This window comes from Bradyrhizobium icense, from assembly GCF_001693385.1.
GTDB lineage: Bacteria > Pseudomonadota > Alphaproteobacteria > Rhizobiales > Xanthobacteraceae > Bradyrhizobium > Bradyrhizobium icense.
This window is the reverse complement of sequence record NZ_CP016428.1, coordinates 3,640,811-3,658,900: the sequence shown is the minus strand read 5'-3', so window position 1 is coordinate 3,658,900 and position 18,090 is coordinate 3,640,811. Positions and strand designations below refer to the sequence as shown.

17 protein-coding genes are annotated in these 18,090 nt (G+C 63.9%); 6 read left to right on the top strand and 11 right to left on the bottom strand.

What is annotated here, in order from left to right:
• Positions 1-27 precede the first annotated feature (27 nt).
• The 7 genes from LMTR13_RS17160 to LMTR13_RS17130 form a co-directional block, all read right to left on the bottom strand.
• Entirely contained in the window at positions 28-906 is an 879-nt protein-coding gene (locus LMTR13_RS17160; protein WP_065728882.1) for an SDR family oxidoreductase, read from the bottom strand.
• Positions 907-1,088: 182 nt separating this feature from the next.
• Entirely contained in the window at positions 1,089-1,949 is an 861-nt protein-coding gene (locus tag LMTR13_RS17155) for a MaoC/PaaZ C-terminal domain-containing protein (RefSeq protein WP_065728881.1), read from the bottom strand.
• Between the two features lie 168 nt (positions 1,950-2,117).
• A complete protein-coding gene (locus LMTR13_RS17150) occupies positions 2,118-2,507 on the bottom strand; it encodes a Zn-ribbon domain-containing OB-fold protein (RefSeq protein ID WP_065728880.1) in 390 nt (129 codons plus the stop codon).
• Positions 2,507-3,655: a thiolase domain-containing protein gene (locus LMTR13_RS17145; RefSeq protein ID WP_065728879.1), complete on the bottom strand. Its 1,149-nt coding sequence runs from the start codon at positions 3,653-3,655 to the stop codon at positions 2,507-2,509. The genes LMTR13_RS17150 and LMTR13_RS17145 overlap by 1 nt, the downstream gene beginning before the upstream one ends.
• Positions 3,656-4,508: 853 nt before the next feature.
• Complete coding sequence (locus LMTR13_RS17140; protein ID WP_065728878.1) at positions 4,509-4,838, bottom strand: GcrA family cell cycle regulator; 330 nt, start codon at positions 4,836-4,838, stop codon at positions 4,509-4,511.
• A 197-nt stretch (positions 4,839-5,035) separates the two neighbouring features.
• Positions 5,036-6,019 carry a CorA family divalent cation transporter gene (locus LMTR13_RS17135; protein ID WP_065728877.1) on the bottom strand — a complete coding sequence of 328 codons (984 nt, stop codon included), beginning with the start codon at positions 6,017-6,019 and terminating at the stop codon, positions 5,036-5,038.
• 363 nt (positions 6,020-6,382) lie between these two features.
• Entirely contained in the window at positions 6,383-9,889 is a 3,507-nt protein-coding gene (locus tag LMTR13_RS17130; protein ID WP_065728876.1) for an indolepyruvate ferredoxin oxidoreductase family protein, read from the bottom strand.
• Positions 9,890-10,169: 280 nt separating this feature from the next.
• Between LMTR13_RS17130 and LMTR13_RS17125 the strand changes: the two genes are divergently transcribed.
• Together LMTR13_RS17125 and LMTR13_RS17120 are read left to right on the top strand one after the other, a co-directional pair.
• Entirely contained in the window at positions 10,170-11,387 is a 1,218-nt protein-coding gene (locus LMTR13_RS17125; RefSeq protein WP_065728875.1) for a cytochrome c, read from the top strand.
• Between the two features lie 268 nt (positions 11,388-11,655).
• Positions 11,656-12,069 (top strand): hypothetical protein, encoded by a 414-nt coding sequence (locus LMTR13_RS17120; protein WP_065728874.1) that lies wholly within the window; start codon positions 11,656-11,658, stop codon positions 12,067-12,069.
• Positions 12,070-12,138: 69 nt separating this feature from the next.
• On the opposite strand, the gene LMTR13_RS17115 is transcribed toward LMTR13_RS17120, so the two are convergent.
• Positions 12,139-12,951, bottom strand: a complete 813-nt coding sequence (locus LMTR13_RS17115) for an isocitrate lyase/PEP mutase family protein (RefSeq protein WP_065728873.1) — start codon at positions 12,949-12,951, stop codon at positions 12,139-12,141.
• A gap of 66 nt (positions 12,952-13,017) precedes the next feature.
• On the bottom strand, positions 13,018-13,326 hold the full coding sequence (locus LMTR13_RS17110; RefSeq protein WP_065728872.1) for an NIPSNAP family protein: 309 nt from the start codon (positions 13,324-13,326) through the stop codon (positions 13,018-13,020).
• Positions 13,327-13,396: 70 nt separating this feature from the next.
• Here LMTR13_RS17110 and LMTR13_RS17105 point away from each other — a divergent pair, with 70 nt between their 5' ends.
• From LMTR13_RS17105 to LMTR13_RS17095, 3 genes are all read left to right on the top strand, one after another.
• A complete protein-coding gene (locus LMTR13_RS17105; protein WP_065728871.1) occupies positions 13,397-14,101 on the top strand; it encodes an ArsR/SmtB family transcription factor in 705 nt (234 codons plus the stop codon).
• Positions 14,102-14,269: 168 nt separating this feature from the next.
• Positions 14,270-15,286: an alpha/beta fold hydrolase gene (locus LMTR13_RS17100; protein WP_065732750.1), complete on the top strand. Its 1,017-nt coding sequence runs from the start codon at positions 14,270-14,272 to the stop codon at positions 15,284-15,286.
• Between the two features lie 98 nt (positions 15,287-15,384).
• Positions 15,385-15,639 (top strand): GCG_CRPN prefix-to-repeats domain-containing protein, encoded by a 255-nt coding sequence (locus LMTR13_RS17095; RefSeq protein ID WP_065728870.1) that lies wholly within the window; start codon positions 15,385-15,387, stop codon positions 15,637-15,639.
• Positions 15,640-15,715: 76 nt separating this feature from the next.
• On the opposite strand, the gene LMTR13_RS17090 is transcribed toward LMTR13_RS17095, so the two are convergent.
• Together LMTR13_RS17090 and LMTR13_RS17085 are read right to left on the bottom strand one after the other, a co-directional pair.
• On the bottom strand, positions 15,716-16,045 hold the full coding sequence (locus LMTR13_RS17090; RefSeq protein WP_065728869.1) for a twin-arginine translocation signal domain-containing protein: 330 nt from the start codon (positions 16,043-16,045) through the stop codon (positions 15,716-15,718).
• A 237-nt stretch (positions 16,046-16,282) separates the two neighbouring features.
• Positions 16,283-16,597, bottom strand: a complete 315-nt coding sequence (locus LMTR13_RS17085) for an EthD domain-containing protein (protein WP_065728868.1) — start codon at positions 16,595-16,597, stop codon at positions 16,283-16,285.
• Between the two features lie 191 nt (positions 16,598-16,788).
• Here LMTR13_RS17085 and LMTR13_RS17080 point away from each other — a divergent pair, with 191 nt between their 5' ends.
• The gene (locus LMTR13_RS17080; protein ID WP_065732749.1) at positions 16,789-18,036 is read left to right on the top strand and encodes a glycerophosphodiester phosphodiesterase family protein; all 1,248 of its coding nucleotides are present in this window, start codon (positions 16,789-16,791) and stop codon (positions 18,034-18,036) included.
• The last annotated feature ends 54 nt before the right edge of the window (positions 18,037-18,090 follow it).

Genomic DNA, 18,090 nt, shown 5'->3' with positions numbered 1-18,090 from the left:
GGCGCACCTCTCCTCTACCGGGAAGAACTAGAACCGGCGCGCGCCCATCTTGATCTGCTCTTCGGAGAAGAAGATCTCCTTGGCATGGGTCACGATGTCCTCGGCCTTCCACCCCGTGAACGGCGGCTTCCAGCCTTCCATTTCCATCATCCGCATTTCGCGCACCCCGCGCGGGCCGGAGACGCCGAGCACCTTGCCGGTCTGGTCGCCCGACAAATCGCTGACCATGTATAGCACGGCGGGCGCGATGCCGTCCGGGCCGAGCGCGGCGCCGGGGTTCTCCTTATAGCGCGGCAGGTCTGCGGTCATGCGGGTCAGCGCGCCCGGGGCCAGCGTCCAGATCCGGATATTGTACTTGCGGCCCTCGATCGCCAGCACATTCGACAGCCCCCAGATACCGCCCTTGGCGGCGCCATAGTTGGTCTGGCCAAAATTTCCGATCAGGCCCGAGGTCGAGGAGGTGTTGACGATGACGCCGCCACCGTTCTCGCGCATCCATTTGAACACCGGCTGGGTGCAGCAGAACGTGCCTTTAAGATGCACCCTGATCACCTTGTCCCAATTGGCCTCCTTGGCCTTGGCGAACGTCTCGTCGAGCAGGATGCCCGCGTTGTTGACCAGGATATCGGCGCGGCCGAAATTCTTGATGGCGTCGTCGAACACCGATTGTCCGCCCGCCATGGTCGAGATGTCGGCGCCATTGGCGACTGCGCGGCCGCCCTCTTCCTTGATGGCGTTGACCACCTTCTGAGCCATCGACACATCGGCGCCGGAACCGTCGCGGGGACCGCCGAGGTCGTTGACTACGACCGCCGCGCCCTCGCGCGCGAACAATTTGGCGTAGGCCTCACCGAGCCCGCCGCCTGCGCCGGTGATGATGGCAACCTTGCCGTCAAGCAATCCCATGGTGCGTTCTCCCGTTCTTCCTTCTCTTCCTTACCTCGCCCCGCTTGCGGGGAGAGGTCGGATCGCCCTTGCGATCCGGGTGAGGGGTACAGGTCTCACCTCTTTCACAGCTCGCGGTGAGAGCCCCTCACCCCAACCCTCTCCCCGCAAGAGCGGGGCGAGGGAGCGCACCGCCCTCGCCTCTAACCCAGCACCGTCTTGCCGCTCTTGATCACGGTGACGCCCCTCGCGTTCACCTTGGCTTGGAACGAGACGACGTTGCCGTCCTTCCACAACTCCATCGTCACGGTCTCGCCGGGATAGACCGGCGAGGAAAACCGCGCGACGTGCTGCTTGAAGGCGGACGGATCGTAATCGGCGTAGGTCTGCAGCACGCCGCGGCAGGTGATGCCGTAGGTGCACATGCCGTGCAGGATCGGCCGCGGAAAGCCGGCCTTCCTGGCGAACTCGGGATCGGAATGCAGCGGATTGCGGTCGCCGCACAGGCGGTAGACCAGCGCCTGATCCGGCCGCGTCGTGATGTCGACGATCTTGTCGGGCGCCCGACTCGGCACCTTGTGCGGCTCGGGCTGGCCTTCGGACGGGCCGCCAAAGCCGCCGTCGCCGCGGGCGAAACGCGAAGCGACGAGCGTCGCCAGCTTCTCGCCGTTCTCATCCTTCAGCACGGTCTGGTGCCGGATGACGGCGCCCTTGTCCTTACCCTTGTCGAAGACGTCGAGCACGGTGGAGTCGGCCGTGATCTTGGCCGCGCTCGGCAGCGGCTTGTGGAACGTGATGTCGCGCTCGCCGTCGACCACCATCACGCGGTTGAGGTTCATCTCGCCGGGGCTCGAGCCCCAGGCGGCCACCGAGGCGAAGGTCGGCACGACCTTCAGAGGCCGCGGCGTCAGCGTGCCCTCGTTGACGAAGGCGAGTTCGTTCTCATCCATCGGATCGGCGCCCATGCCGATGCCGTAGGCGTAGAGCATCACCTCGCGATCGGTATAGGCATACTTCTGGCCGAGATTTTTCAGGGCCATGAGCTGTTCGTAGTTGATAGGCATTTCGTTTCTTCTCCCCAATCGCTCCTCGTCACCCCCGCGAAAAGCGGGCGTCCAGTAACCACCGGCGTTTAGTGAATCCCCGCTGGAGCCTGTCATCGGGCGCGCATTCGCGCGACCCGATGGCGGGGATGACGACCTTTGGTTTGGCGCGCAGTGCGGACAATTCCGTCAAGCCGCGGTGAAGAACGGTAGCGGTGCGCCGTCGGTCGGCTTCCACACCAGCTTCACCTTCTGGCCGATCTTCAGGCTCGTTAGATCGCAATCGACGATGTTGGTCTGCAGCGACGGGCCTTCCTTCAAGGTGACATAGGCGATCGCATACGGCCCGGTCGGCGATTTGCGCATCAGGCTGTAGGTGTAGACCGTGGCCTCGCCGGAAGCCTCCTCCCACACCGTCTTGTCAGAGAAGCAGAACGGGCAGATCGAGCGTGGGAAGTAGTGCGCCTCGCCGCAAGCCGTGCAGCGCTTGATCATGAACTTGCCGGCCTTGGCCGCTTCCCAGAACGGCGCGGTTTCGGGATTGGTCACCGGCGCCGGATATTTCTTCGTTTCAGCCATCACACGCGCTCCAGAATGCAGGTTGAGGCGGCGTGACGCACGCCGAGAAGTCCGCCCGTACCATGGGCGATCGCGAGGTCGCAGTTCGGCACCTGCACCTTCGGATGGGCTTCGCCGCGCAGTTGCCGGACGGCTTCGAGGATTTTCGTCATGCCGCCGCGGTTGACGGGGTGGTTGCTGCAGAGACCGCCGCCGTCGGTGTTGAACGGCAGCTTGCCGACGCCGGAGATCAGATTGCCGTCGGCGACGAACTTGCCGCCCTCGCCCTTCTTGCAGAAGCCGAGATCTTCGAGCTGCATCAGCACCGTGATGGTGAAGCTGTCGTAGATCGAAGCATACTTGATGTCCTTCGGCGTCACGCCCGCTTCCTCGAAGGCGCGCGGGCCGGACCAAACGCCGGCGGAATACGTAAGATCGAGATCCTTGCCGCCGCGCGGACCCTTCATCGCCTCGCCATGGCCGATCAGGCGCACCAGCGGCTTCTTCAAACTTTTGGCGATTTCCGGCGTGGTCACAATCATCGCACCGCCGCCATCGGTGACGACGCAGCAGTCCATGCGGTGCAAGGGATCGGAGATCATCGGCGAGTTGATGACGTCCTCGACGGTGACAACCTCCTTCAGCATCGCATGCGGGTTGTACTGGGCATGATGCGAAGCCGCGACCTTGATCCAGGCGAGCTGCTCGCTGGTGGTGCCGTAGTCGTGCATATGGCGCATGGCACACATGCCATAGGCATTGTGGGTGGTGGCGCCATAGGCCGCCTCGAAATCAGCCTCCGCGCCAGCGGCACGCGGCGGCATCGGGCCGGTGCGCGGCTTGCCGGCGAGCGTGACCAGCGCGATCGAGCACTTGCCGGCGGCGATCGCTTCGGCTGCATGGCCGAGATGGATCAAATAGGAGCAGCCGCCGGTTTCGGTGGAATCGACGTGGCGCACCTTCAATCCGAGGTAATCGACCATCGGCCAAGCACCGCCGGGCGCATCGCCGGCACAGAAATAGCCGTCGATATCGGCTTTGGTGAGCCCGGCGTCCTCGATCGCACCCTTGGCGACCTCGGCGTGCAACTGTGCCGTTGATTTATCGGGTGCGTGCCGGGTGGGATGCTCGTAGATTCCGGCAATGTAGGCTTTGCCTTTGATGGTCAAATCGTTCTCCGTTGGCGTTTCTTCTTTCCGAAAGTTTTCTGGCCTGTCGGGCGGACCTTGGCAAGCGCGGAAATATTCCGCCGGGCGAGAGGGTAGCGACTGGACTCAAGTCGGGATGATTATCCGCGGAAATCGTATCAGGCCGAAGCGAGCGTTCCGCCGTTCGGCTTCACGTTTCACGCCTATGCGTTCTCGCGGCGCGACGCGCCCGAGTTGTACCTGATCGCTTGCCCGCTCCTTGTCGAGAGGGCGCAGGAAACGCCGGGTGCTGGCTGGCACCCGCGGTCTTGTGTGCAGGCAATGCGCAAAGATACGCACACGAGCATACAGGTATCAGCCGAAACAACCGGCCTTCCCTGCGCAGTGGCTTGACAGCTTATGCCGCGCTCTCCCTGGAGACCAATTCGTTTTGCCTCCATCGCCGGCGGATTGAAGGTTTTGGCGAGCCCGGTTGGGATCGCAAATCTTCCGCCGGCTTGACACCAGCCACGGGTGCCAGGACCACACGGTTTTGCCGTACGCGAAATGCGCCGCTCGTCCTGCGCTGATTGATTGCTCTCAGCCCCAAGACCAAGCTTGAGGCCGCCCTGCAATGCCTCGCGCGCGCGAGCGCCCTCGCGTCCACCGCTCCCCGCACTCCACGTATCGTGACGACGCGTACGCCCCTCTTCGATGAGGCGGGATGGCGCGAACATGGAACTGATTTGGGGGTAATGAGAAACGGTTTATTTTCGCCGTGCGATCTGGACGACCCAAATCACGTTGAATCGGCTGGTGAAATTCGTGTTTTGGCGCAGCGGGTTTTGGGGCGGTCTTGTATGCGCGCCGCATGATCGGCGCACGCCGATGTGCGTCAGCCGGTATTCCTGACCGCATCGACCAGCATGGCGTAAAGCTGGCGCTTGGTGAATTCCTTGGGCTGCGTTGCTGTCGGCTTGCGCTGAGAGACGACCTTGTCCGCCGGGCGCGCACAGGCCACCAACGGCGCCACCTTTCGCTTCGGCACCGACACGATCCTGGGGTTTGCGGTTGGCGGCTTACGACCGCGCTTCTGGCCCATGCGCTTCAACTTGGCGCTCACGGCGTTGCGGCTAAGGCCTAACCGATTTGCGATCTGCCCGGCACTGTGGCCATCGGCCCAGAGTTTCTTGAGCAGTGCTACGTCGTTCGCATCCCAACCCATGGCGATGATTATACATCGACTGCCAGCGACAGGCTAGTCGTTGCTCACCCTCACGAGTGGAGTGTGAGACGGTGGGCACGGCGCGTTGCGCCGCGTCCGGGACACGGACCGATCGGTCGGGCAAGGACAGGAGCTCGACGGCGGCGTCATGTGTCACCGGCGATAGCGCGCCGAGTACGGTTTCGGCGTCGATCGGCCTACAGGGCCTTGGTCCGCCTGAGCAGCCACCAGGTCAGTGCTCCCGCGGCGATCACCAGCAGAAGCGCGTACCAGGTGCCGCCGTCGCCGGTCTGGAATGGCATGTCCTTGGTGTTCATGCCGAAGAAGCCGGTGACCAGCGTCGAAGGCAGCATGCACGCGGTCAGGACCGACAGCGTGAACAGGCGGCGGTTGGTGATCGCCGTCATGCGGCCGGCGATCTCGTCCTGCAGCAGCCGCGCGCGCTCGTAGATTGCGCTGAACTCGTAGTCGAGCGCGTCGAACTTCTGCGCAAGCTTGCGCATCGCCGACAGCAGGATTTCGGATTCGACGTCCTCGCGCGCCTCCATGCGATGAAACAGAGCACGGATCTGCGACAACTGCCGCCGCGTGCGGATCGCCTGCAAGCGCACGCGGCCGAGCCGCAGCCGCTCATCGTCGATCTCATCGTGCAGTACATGATTCTCGACGATGTCGAGCTCGTCCCCGAGGCTCGCCGAATAGCGTCCGATCACATCGGCGAACTGGTCGACGATCGCATCGAACAGTGACACCGGGGTGGGAAACTTGCGGCCGCTATCGAGCGCACGCCGCGTCAGCTCGATCGCGCGCAGCGGCTTGCGCCGAGCCGTGATCATCAGCCTTGACGATATCGCAAAGTGCACCCGCAGGAGATCGTCGCCCTCCTGCATGAACTCCTGATGCAAGTCGGGCAAAACGCCGGCGATCTCCTCGTCGAAAATATCGAGGCGGATATGCTCGTCGGGATCGAGCAAGGTCTCGCGCGCGACATCGGACAGCGGCGCACCCCTGGCGAGCCAGTCGTGGCAGCGACGGTTGGATAGATTGAAATGCAGCCACAGCCAGCCGTGCGGATCGGCGAGTTCCGCATCGAGGTTGGCGACGTCGAGCTTCGTCGCAGAGCCGTCCCTTTCGAAGCGATAGGCGGAGATGATGCCGATGTCGGCGAGGGGCTGGTCCATCTGCTAACCCGTTGCTGGTGCGAAGCAGGCAATGCGTCAACGCAGTGGCAAGCTGATGGCGACTACAGCCTATCGTAGCTCTGGGGACAAGCTTTGATTCAATTGGGCAATTCGTAGGGTGGGCAAAGCCAACGGGTCGCGCGAATGCGCACCCGATGACAGGCTCCGCCACCATTCACGAGCGGAGCGTTGGATGGTGGGCACGGCGCGAAGAGCGCCTTTGCCCACCCTGCGCAGCTCTCGTGCCCCGACGCAGCGCGGCGCGAGCGCTGCTGAGCCGGGGCCTATGCGGCGAGATGGGTCCCCAGCTCTGCGGCGCAACGCACCGGACGAGAGCGCTGCACCGCGTCGGGGACACGAGAGTCACTCCGCTGCCAATTGCCTTGGCGCGGGCGGAGGATTGGCGAGATCGGCCGTCAATCGCGCGTGGCGTGCTTTCGCGTCCTGCACCGCTTTTTCCTTCACCGGGCCGTAGCCGCGGATGCGGTCGGGCAGCGAGAGAATTTCGACCGCGGTATCGTGGGTGACCGGCGACAACAGGCCGAGCACGGCGGCGACGTCCTTCTCGTACGCTGCGATCAACTCGCGCTCGATCTTGCGGTCGGCGCTGTAGCCGAAGATGTCGAGCGGCGTGCCGCGCAGGAAGCGCAGCCTTGCCAGCGTCCGGAACACCGGCATCATCCACGCGCCGAAGGCGCGCTTCTTCGGTCGGCCCAGCGCATCGAGGCCGCCGCCGAGAATGGGCGGCGCCAGATTGAAGTTGAACTTGAACTCGCCTTCGAACTGGTCGCGGAGCTGTTTTTCGAACCGTCCGTCGGTGAATAGCCGCGCCACCTCGTACTCGTCCTTGTAGGCGAGCAGCTTTGCGTAGTTGATCGCAACCGCGCGCGGCAGCGCCTCGCCATAGCCGCCGTCGATCGCCGCATCGCGAACACGCTTCACGAGAGCGCGATAGCGCCCGGCTAGCGCGGCATTCTGATAGTCAGTCAGGAACGCGCTGCGGTGGGCGATGACCTCATCCAGCGTCATCGTCTCCAGCGCCTTCGCCACCACCGGCTCGTCCTGGCCCTTCATCATCGCCTCAAGCCGCGCGGGATCGTGCGCGGCGAGACGGCCGAGCTGGAAGGCCTGCGTGTTCATCTTGATCGAGACGCCGTTGACCTCGATTGCCTGCAGAATCGCCTTCGCCGACAGCGGCAGCAGGCCCTTCTGGTAGGCATAGCCCAGCATCATGATGTTGGTGGCGATGGAATCGCCGAGCAGCGCTTCGGCCGGCTTGGTGAAATCGTAGAACGAGGAATCCTTGCGCAACTCGGTTTCCAGCACGTGGTTGACCTTGCGGCTCTGGAAATTGAAGTCGCGGTTGAGGATGAAGTCGGCGGTCGGGATCACGTGGGTATTGATGACGCCGACGGTGCGGCTGGCTTCGCAGAGCGTGATGGTGTCCTTGGCGGCGGCGACCACTTCGTCAGCGGCCATCACGAGATCGGCCGTGCCGGTGACGATCCGCGAACAGGTCACGTCGGCAGTATGTTCGGAGAGCCGGACGTGGCTGAGCACCGCCCCGCCCTTTTGCGCCAGGCCCGACATGTCGAGGATCATGCTGGCCTTGCCCTCGATATGGGCGGCCATGCCGAGCAGCGCGCCGATGGTCAAGACACCGGTGCCGCCGACGCCGCCGACCGCGATGTTGTAGGGGCGCTCCAACGACGGGAGTGAGGTCGGCTCCGGCAGATCGCCGATGTCGCCAAGACCTTTACCATCAAGGCTGGCCGGCGCACGGCGGCGCGGCTTGCCACCGTCTATGGTGACGAAGGACGGGCAAAAGCCCTTGAGGCAGGAATAGTCCTTGTTGCAGGTCGACTGGTTGATGGTGCGCTTGCGGCCCATCTCGGTTTCCAAGGGCTCAACCGAGATGCAGTTCGACTGCACCGAGCAGTCGCCGCAGCCTTCGCAGACGGCCGGATTGATCATGACGCGGCGGGCCGGATCCTCCATCAGGCCGCGCTTGCGGCGGCGGCGCTTTTCGGCGGCGCAGGTCTGCACGAATACGATCGCCGACGTGCCCTTCAGCGTGCGGCAGGTCTTCATGACGTCCTGCAGCTCGTCGCGGTGCGCGGTCTTGACGCCGGGCGCGATCTCCGAGGCCGGATAGGCGTCGGGGTTTTCCGAGACCAGATAGATGTTGCGGATGCCCTCGCTGTGAAGCTGGAACGTGATCTGCTGCGGCGACAATTCGCCGTCGACATGCTGGCCGCCGGTCATCGCGGTCGCGTCGTTATAGAGGATCTTGTAGGTGATGTTGGCACCCGAGGCGATCGCCTGGCGGATCGCGAGGCTGCCGGAGTGGAAGTAGGTGCCGTCGCCGAGATTGGCGAACACGTGCTCTTCCTTGGTGAAGGGCGCGACGCCGATCCACGGCACGCCCTCGCCTCCCATGTGGGTGTAGGTCTCGGTGTTGCGGTCCATCCACAGCGCCATGAAATGGCAGCCGATGCCGGCGAAGGCGCGGCTGCCTTCCGGTACCTTGGTCGAAGTGTTGTGCGGGCAGCCCGAGCAGAAATACGGCGTGCGGGTGACGGGGGCGACCGCCTGCATCTGGGTCGCCTGCCGGCCGTTGAACCAGTCGGCCTTGGCACGCAGCATCGCGGCGATTTCGGGATTGAGGTTAAGTCGGAGCAGGCGCTCGGTCAGCGAACTCGCCAACGAGGCAACGGAAAGCTCCGCGGCGAAAGTGAGAAAACGCTTGTCGTGGTCGTCCATCTTGCCGACGATGCGCGGGCGGACGTCGTCGCGCCAGTTGAACAGCTCCTGCTTGACCTGGTTCTCGACGATCTCGCGGCGTTCCTCAACGATGAAGATTTCCTCGAGGCCGACGGCGAACTGCCGTACGCCTTCCGGCTCCAGCGGCCAGGGCATGCCGATCTTATAAAGCCGCAAGCCGATCTTGGCGGCGACCTCCTCGGTAATCCCGAGTTCGCGCAGCGCCTGACGGATGTCCTCGTAGCTCTTGCCGGACGCCATGATGCCGTAGCGGGCGTTCGGCGAATCCATGGTGATGCGGTTGATCTTGTTGGCGCGGGCGAAAGCGATCGCGGCATAGCCCTTGTAGTCCTGCAGGCGCAGGTCCTGCGCATAGCGATCGTCGGGCCAGCGCAAATTGAGGCCGCCAGGCGGCATCTCGAAATCGGTCGGGATCGCGAACGGGGTCATCTCGTCGGTAAGGTCGATCTCGGCGGTGGTCTCCACCGTCTCCGTGATCACCTTCATGCCGACCCAGCAGCCGGAGTAGCGCGACATCGCGATACCCAGGAGGCCCATCTCGATCATTTCGTGGATGCTGGACGGATAGAGATAGGGCATCAGCGCCGAGATGAAGGCGTGGTCCGACTGATGCGGCACGGTCGAGGACTTTGCGCCGTGGTCGTCGCCGGCGAGGCAGAGCACGCCGCCGTTCTTCGCGGAGCCCGCCGTGTTGCCGTGCCGGAACACGTCGCCGCAGCGGTCGACGCCGGGGCCCTTGCCGTACCAGATGCCGACCACGCCGTCGTACTTGGCGCCGGGTGAAAGGTTGAGCTGCTGCGAGCCCCAGATCGCGGTGGCCGCGAGGTCCTCGTTCACGCCGGGCTGGAACATGATGTTGTATTGTTCGAGATGTTTTCGGGCGGCGAAGAGCTGCTGGTCGTAACCGCCGAGCGGCGAGCCGCGGTAGCCGGAGATGAAGCCTGCGGTGTTGAGCCCTGCGGCGCGGTCGCGGCGGATTTGCGCCATCGGCAGGCGGACCAGCGCCTGGATGCCGGTCAGGAAGATGTGGCCGGACCCTTGCGTGTACTTCTGATCGAGACTGATCGGACCCTGGTTAATTCCCATTGCAGCCCTCTTTGGCGGTAAGCCTTGATCGCGACGACGCTTTTTTAGCTAGTCATCTGAACTCATTAGAACCAGTCTATGTCGATTTTTTCCGCGGGCGCACCACAAATCTCGCCGCCTGAGCCGTGCTTTCAAAGATCGCAATTTCGTGCCGGGAATAACGGCAGCCCTTTTCGGTTTGTGTCGTCCGGAAGCCTCGGCGCGAAACGGCATGGCGCCCCCCGCTGTGTACGCTTTCGCGCTATAACGCTCCGGAAGGTCAATCGGTGCAGGGACGACCATGCGGGCGATTCTCGCGGGACTGCTTTTGTGCACTGCGTTCATGGCCGGCGAAGGTCATGCCCAGCCCAAGGGCGAACCGGCGACGGCCGAGAACATCGCGCGCGGCAAGGCGCTGACGGAAGCCGGCGACTGCGCAAGCTGCCACACCGCCGATCCGGCAAAACCGTTCGCCGGGGGCAAGCGGATCGACACGCCGTTCGGCGGCATCTACGCGCCCAACCTGACGCCGGATCGCGAGACCGGGCTTGGGGCGTGGAGCGATGACGATTTCTACCGCGCGCTCCGCCTCGGCGTGGCGCGCGACGGCTCGCGTTATTACCCGGCCTTCCCGTACCCGAATTTTACGAAACTGACGCGGCAGGACATTCTTGCGATCCGCGCCTATCTGGCGACGCTGACGCCGGTCAAAAACGCACCGCGTGCGCCGGAGCTGCGCTGGCCGTTCAGCTATCGCTTCGTGATGCGCGGGTGGAACTGGCTGTTCTTCAAGCCCGGCATCCTGATGCCGGACCAGGCCAAGAGCGCGGAATGGAATCGCGGCCGCTACCTGGTCGAAGGCGTCGCCCATTGCGGCGCCTGCCATACGCCGAAGAACTTTTTCGGCGCGGACAAGCGCGGCCAGGCTTATGGCGGCGGGCGCGTGGCGGGGATGTTCGCGCCGCGGCTCGATGCCGCCGAGCGCAGCGGCCTGAAATCCTGGAGCGTGGAAGATATCGCCGAATATCTGCAGAGCGGCCGCAACGCCAAGAGCCATGCCGGAGAGCTGATGTCGGAGGTCGTGGTCAATTCGACCTCGAAGATGAGCGATGCGGATGTCCGCGCCATCGCGGTCTATTTGAAAGACCTGCCGGCGGGTGCGCCGGAGCCGAAGGTCACTCCGCCCTTGCCTTCGCAAATGGCCGCGGGCGAAAAGCTCTACAACGGCGCCTGTGTCGCCTGCCACGAAAAGGACGGATCGGGCGCGCCGCGGATCTATCCGCCGCTGCCCGGCAACGCCAATCTGCAGTCGGCCGATGCCTCCTCTGCGCTGCGCATCATGCTCGACGGCGCCGAGACCGTGACGACGCCGCGCGCGCCCAACAAGGGATCGATGCCGGCCTATGCGAAGTGGACCGACCAGGAGATCGCCGACGTCACCAACTATATTCGCAATGCCTGGGGCAACGCTGCCCCGCTGGTGACGGCAGCGGAAGTCGCGAACGCGCGGCGTAAATGATCGTGTCCCGGACGCGATGCAGCGCTTCTTCAGCGCTGCAGCGCAGAGCCGGGACCCGATGCTTCCTCGATAACTGGGCCCGGAACAGCAGCGCACCGCCAGAGCGCGTCGAAGACGCGCGTGAACGCGCTTGTGGCGCTGCGCAGCATCCGAGGAACGCGGAACATCGGTTCCAACATTACGAGGTTGCAACGTTGGCGCGGAACATTCGTGCACGCCAGCCATTGTCCCGACGCTTGACTTCGGGACCTAACGGAGGAACCCATTCATGGCACATCAACCCGATCCGAACGATCCCTACCGCGCTGGCCTGAGCGATGAGGAAGTCCGCCGTCAGGCCCGGCTCAACAATCTTGACAACGAGTTGCAGCCCGACCCCGCGCTGGCTGAAGGTCCGCCGAGTGGCACCAGGGTCGCGATATTCGCCGTTGCCATCGCGCTCGTACTCGGCGCGCTGTTCTACGGCCTGAACAACACCACCGTGCAGCAGGCCGGCACCTCGTCGACCAACCAGACCGCGCAGCAGACGCAGCCGGCCAATCCGTCGGTGCCTCCGGGCATGCGGGACGTAACGCCGCGCGCGAACACCGAGCCGGGTACCACCACCGGCGCCGCGACCAATCGCCCGACGCAGCCGTCGCAGAACCCGACCGGCACGGAGGTCGATCGCGCGAAGCAGTAGAGTGGACACACACTGGCACTGCAGCGGGCCCAACGCCCGCTGCTTTCTTTTGCGCTTCGCTTTGCGCGGCTAGCTGAACATCTTGTTGATCTCGCCGCCGGGATAGCCGTTGGCGAATTCGCCGAAGGTGCCCTTCTCCGCCATCTCTTTCGATGCCTTCATGAAGCCGGCCCACGCCATCCGCGCCAGCGAAGCGCCGACGCTGATGCGGCGGACGCCGAGATCGGAGGCCGCCTGCAGCGACGGGCCGGCCGCACCGACCAGGAGATTGACGGGCTTTGGATGCACCGCTTTCACCACGGCGGAAATCTCTTCCGCCGTCGCGATGCCCGGCGCATAGAGGCAATCGGCGCCGGCTTCGGCATAGGCGGTGAGCCGGTCGATCACGAGCTTCAAATCCTTCTGCCCGCGCAGGAATGCCTCGCAACGGCCGGTGAGCAGGACGCCGCTATTGTCAGCATCGATTGCCTGGCGCGCCGCGCGGATGCGATCGACCGCCAGCGCATGATCGAACAACGGCTTTGCGTTGTCTCCGGTAAAATCCTCGATCGACAGGCCGGCCACGCCGGTCTTGACGGCGCGCGCGACATTGGCGCCGACCTTGTCCGGCTCGTGCGCAAAGCCGTCCTCGAAATCGGCATTGACCGGAATATCGAGCGCCGCGCAGATCGCGGCGAGATGGGCGCAGACGTCGTCGACGGTGACGCGGTTGTCGGCCTTGCCCAGCGTCCAGGCAAAGCCCGCGCTGGTCGAAGCCAGCGCCTTGAAGCCGAGATGCTGCAACGCCTTCGCGCTGCCGACGTCGAATGGATTGGGGATGATGAAGCATCCGCTCTCGTGCAACTTCCTGAATGCGGCGCGTTTGTCAGCAGATGTCAGCATGGGTCGCTCCCCTCCGTTTGTTGGCGCCGACTACATAGGAACGCTGCGCCTGCTCCGCCAGACGTCTCACGCCACCACCTTGCGCAGAAACGTCCGCTCCTCCGCGAGGATGAACCTGTTCGCCTCGGCAAAATCGAAATTGGCCTTGCCTTCGCTGTCGGTCCGGAGACGTGCGCGGTAGCTTTCATAAGACGCGAGGCTGTCGAACGAGATCAGCGCGAAGGCGATGTTGTTGGTACCTTCGTGCGGCATCCAGTAGCCGATCAGATCGCCGCCGCATTTCGGGATGATGGTGAGCCAGTTCCTTGAATACTCTTCGAACAGGGCGCGCTTGAACGGGTCGAGTTGGTAACGGATGAAGACGGTGACGGTCATTGTGGTGCTCCGATGGTTCTCTCCGTCATAGCGGCTTGCCTCACGCCGATGCTTCGTCTATCATCGAACTATGAAAGCAGGTCCCGACATCGCCATGATCGCCTCCCTGGTCGGCGATCCCGCCCGCGCCAACATGCTGACCGCGCTGATGGACGGCCGCGCGCTGACGGCGAGCGAGCTGGCGCACCAGGCCGGCATCACGCCGCAGACCGCGAGTTCGCATCTCTCCAAGCTCGAGACCGGCGGCCTGATCGAGCCGGAGAAGCAGGGCCGTCACCGCTATTACCGCCTCACCGGCCCCGATGTTGCAGGCGTGCTCGAAGGGCTGGCGGGCCTTGCCGAGCGCGCCGGGCACACGCGCGTGCGCACCGGGCCGAAGGAGCCGGCGCTGCGCCGCGCCCGGATCTGCTACGATCATCTGGCCGGCGATCTCGGCGTGCAGATGCTCGACAGCTTGCGAAAGCAAAAGCTGGTCCGCCAGACCAGACAGGCCATCGAACTCACCGGCGAGGGCAAGCGCTTCATGGCCGAGGCGCTGCAGATCGACGCCGATAGGCTCGCCCACCCGCGTCGCCCCGTATGCAAGGCCTGTCTCGACTGGAGCGAACGGCGGCACCATCTCGCCGGCACGCTGGGTGCCGCGCTGATGAACCGCTTCACCGAATTGAACTGGGCGGCGCGCGATCACGCGCCCGGCAGCCGCGTCGTGAATTTCACCCGCACCGGCGAAAAGCGGTTCGCGGCGCTGTTTGGGAGCAGCGAAGCTTTCTCGTGATGGCTTCTTGGACGTAGGCATCTTCACACGACCGACACTGGCGGCGATTTCAAGACCGCGCTGAACGCCGAATGAGGCGGCCTGATCTCCGCAAAATGTGAAGTTGCGCGGCCTTTACGGCACCTGGCATCGGCATCAATACAACTTCGTCTTCAGATGGAGTTTGCGATGCGACCAATTCTTGCCGGCGTGCTCACCGCCGCCCTTTGCATTCAGCCCTTGCTGCCGGCCGGAGCCGCGGAATCCGCGCAGCGCGAACCCTACGGCATTGGTCTCGAAGGTTTTGCCTATCCCTACCCCGTCCACATGCTGCCGCTCGTCAACGACGGCGAGCAGGTGCGGATGGCGTATATGGACGTCGCTTCCGCGCAGCCGAACGGACGCAGCGTGGTGCTGCTGCACGGCCGCAATTTTCCATCGAGCTACTGGGCGCCGGTCATCAAGACCTTGAGCGATGCCGGCTATCGTGTCGTCGTGCCGGACCAGATCGGCTTCGGAAAGTCATCGAAGCCGCAAGGCGAGCTGCATTTCGATACGCTGGCGCGCAACACGATCGCGCTGCTCGATCATCTGCAGATCGCCAAAGCCGACATCGTCGCCCATTCGCTCGGCAGCATGCTCGGGGTGCGGATCGCACGCGCCTACCCCGACCGGATCGCGCATCTGGTGCTGACGGCTCCGATCGGGTTGGAGGATTACCGGCTCTACGTGCCGCCGACGCCGACGGAGAAGATTTTGGAGAACGAAGATAGACTTACAGCGGAAGCCTATCGCAAGCAGCTCGAGAGAAATTACGCGCTAAAACTGCCGCCAGAACAGATCACGCCCTTTATCGATGCGCGTTTCAACATCAAGGGCAGCGCCGAATATCCGCGCTGGCTGCGCGCGTTCGTCAGCTCTGCACAGATGATCTACCGCGAGCCGGTCGTGCACGAGATCCCGCTGATCACGCAGCCGACGCTGTTCGTAATGGGCGCCGACGATCACAACGCGCCGGGAAGAGCGAATGCACCGGAGGCGCTGCGCCCGAAAATGGGGCAGAACGCCGAGCTGGCCAAGGCGCTCGCCGCAAAAATGGCGCACGCACGGACCGAGGTGATCCCGAACACCGGGCATCTGGTCTTTTTGGAAGCGCCGGCGAAATATGGCGAGCTGGTGCTCGGATTTCTCGCTGTAGCCCCATGACAAATCGCGCCATTACAAATCACGACATTCATGTTCCATTCAGGCGTTCGTGACTAGGTTCCGAACGTGCCGCCTTGCGGCCAAGAACGGGAGAAAACATGAAGTACCTTTTCGCAGCAGTTTTGGCCCTGGGCACGGTTGCCAGCTTCAGCGCGGCGGAAGCCGCGGGCGGATGCGGCCCCGGCTGGCATCGCGGCCCCTATGGAGGCTGCCAACCCAATCGCCGGGTCGTTGTTCGGCGGCCGGCCCCGGTCGTCGTGGTGCGGCCTGCAGCTCCGGCCGTCGTGGTGCGGCCCGGCCGCGTGTGCCCCTACGGCACCGTGTGGCGCTATGGACGCTGCCGCGCCTACTGATATTTTTCAAAGCCCGAAAAAGCCCCGCTCGCGCGGGGCTTTTTTATTTCTTCTCTAAACAATCCACGGCGAAGTCTTACCAGTAGTAACGACGACGGCGCCAGTAACGGCGGCGCCAACGACGGCGGCGGCGATGCCATCCCCAGTGCCTGCGGCGCCAGCGACGACGGCGCCAGCCCCAGTGACGGCGGCGCCAGTGACGGCGACGCCAGCCTACTTCTTCGGGCGTGAGGCGATCGACCTCGGCGCCAGAGGTGACAGCGGGTTGCGCATCCTTGTTGGCGGGTAGCTTCGCGTCATCGGCGAGCGGTGCCGGCATCAGCGGCGCGGCCTGCGCGCTCGCCGCGAGCGCGACGCCGCCCGCGGCAAATCCAAAGGCGAGTTTCAGAAAGTGGCGGCGCTCCATCACATTTCCTCCCCGTTTGCTGTGTGCGAGAAAGAGAGTTTCGATGCGCCGAGATGAATGCGCGGTGAACTGCGTGTTCAGCTTTGCTGCGAACGGAGTCGATCCAAGATTATTTTCGCGCACTGTTGCTTGCAGCGGAACTTTCGTCGGCTTTGCGGCATTTCTGCATCATGCGCAGTTGTGACGATCCGCCGTCGCTCGCCGAACTCCGGCGGCGAGTTCGCCTGAACTATTCCCCTACGCTACAAGCTCCTCGGCCAGCACAAGCACCTCGCGCGTGCGTGTCACGTCGGGCCAATCGCGGTTGAAATCGGCGACCAGCCGCTTCATCTCCGGCCCATCGATCGCGCGATCGAGCGCTGCCTGGTCCGGAAATCGATACATCGCGTGGTGCAGCGCCGGATCGGTCGCGCTCCAGTAGCGCCACGCCTTCACGGCGCCGAACGATCTCATGGCATCCGGCAGATGCTCGCGCGAATACCAGGCGTCGAAGGCCTGACGCCTGGCGGGATCGGACACGGTGGCGCGGACGACGAAGAAGGCTGCGGGCATTTTATTCCCTCCAATTTATTCGCTTTGTAGGGTGGACAAAGGCGCTTGCGCCGTGCCCACCATTCTTGCACCCATTCTGATGATGGTGGGCACGCTGCGCTTTGGCCACCCTACAACACCTCCCAACACGCAACTGTCACATGCTCCGTGATATCAAGGCCGCGCGCAATGCGTTATCCGAGGTGCCACCTATGTTCGTCCGCCACCGCTCCCCCCTCGTCTCAGCGCTCTGGCTCTTGACTGCAATCCTTCCCGCCACGGCCGAGGACGTCGTGCTGCCGCGCGAGCCGCAGATCGGGCCGCGGCCGTTTTATCTCGTCGACAAGATGAAGGACGGGCCGCTGAAGCAACAGCTCAGCCAGTGCACCGGGCCGTTTCGCAAGACCGACTTCTCCATCGGCCACCGCGGCGCCGCGCTGGAATTTCCCGAGCATACCAGGGAGTCCTATATCGCCGCCGCCCGGATGGGCGCCGGCATCATCGAATGCGACGTCACCTTTACGAAAGACCGGCAACTCGTGTGCCGGCATTCGCAGTGCGACCTGCACACCACGACCAACATACTGACCGTGCCGGAGCTTGCCGCAAAATGCTCGCAAGCCTTCAGCCCCGCTGATCCCGCGGCCGGCAGGAAAGCCTCCGCAAAATGCTGCACGAGCGACATCACGCTTGCCGAATTCCGCCGGCTGAGCGCGAAGATGGACGGCTTCAATCCGGATGCCAAAACGCCGGCGGAATACCAGAACGGCACGCCGCGCTGGCGCACCGACCTCTATGCGAACTCCGGCACGCTGATGACTCATGACGAGAGCATCGTGCTGATCAAGAGTCTCGGCGCCAAATTCACGCCCGAGCTCAAAGCGCCCGAGGTACCGATGCCGTTCGACGGCGACTACACGCAGGAGAAATATGCGAGCCAGATGCTGGATGCCTACAAGAAGGCCGGCATTCCGGCGAGTGACGTGTTCGCGCAAAGCTTTGATCTCGCCGACGTGCTCCACTGGGTGAAGACCGAGCCGGAATTTGGCAGGCAGGCGGTGTATCTCGAGGAGCGCTACCAGAAGCAGGGCCTCGATCCCAACAAGCCGGAGACGTGGAAGCCCTCGATGACGGAATTGAAGGCGCAAGGCGTCGCAATCCTCGGCCCACCGATCTGGACCATGCTGACGCTGAACGACAAAAAGGAAATCGTCCCGTCCGAATACGCCAAGGCGGCCAAGGCCGCCGGCCTCGACCTGATCGGCTGGTCGCTGGAACGCGACGGCCCGCTCGACAAGGGCGGCGGCTTCTATCACAAGTCGATCAAATCGGCCGTCGACCGTGACGGCGATACGCTGACGGTGCTGGATGTGTTGGCCAAGCAGGTCGGCATCCGCGGCATGTTCTCGGACTGGCCGGCAACGACGACGTTCTATGCGAGTTGCACGGGGATAAAGTGATTTCGGACTTCGTGGGCGGGCAAAGGCGCTCTTGCGCCGTGCCCACCATCAGCA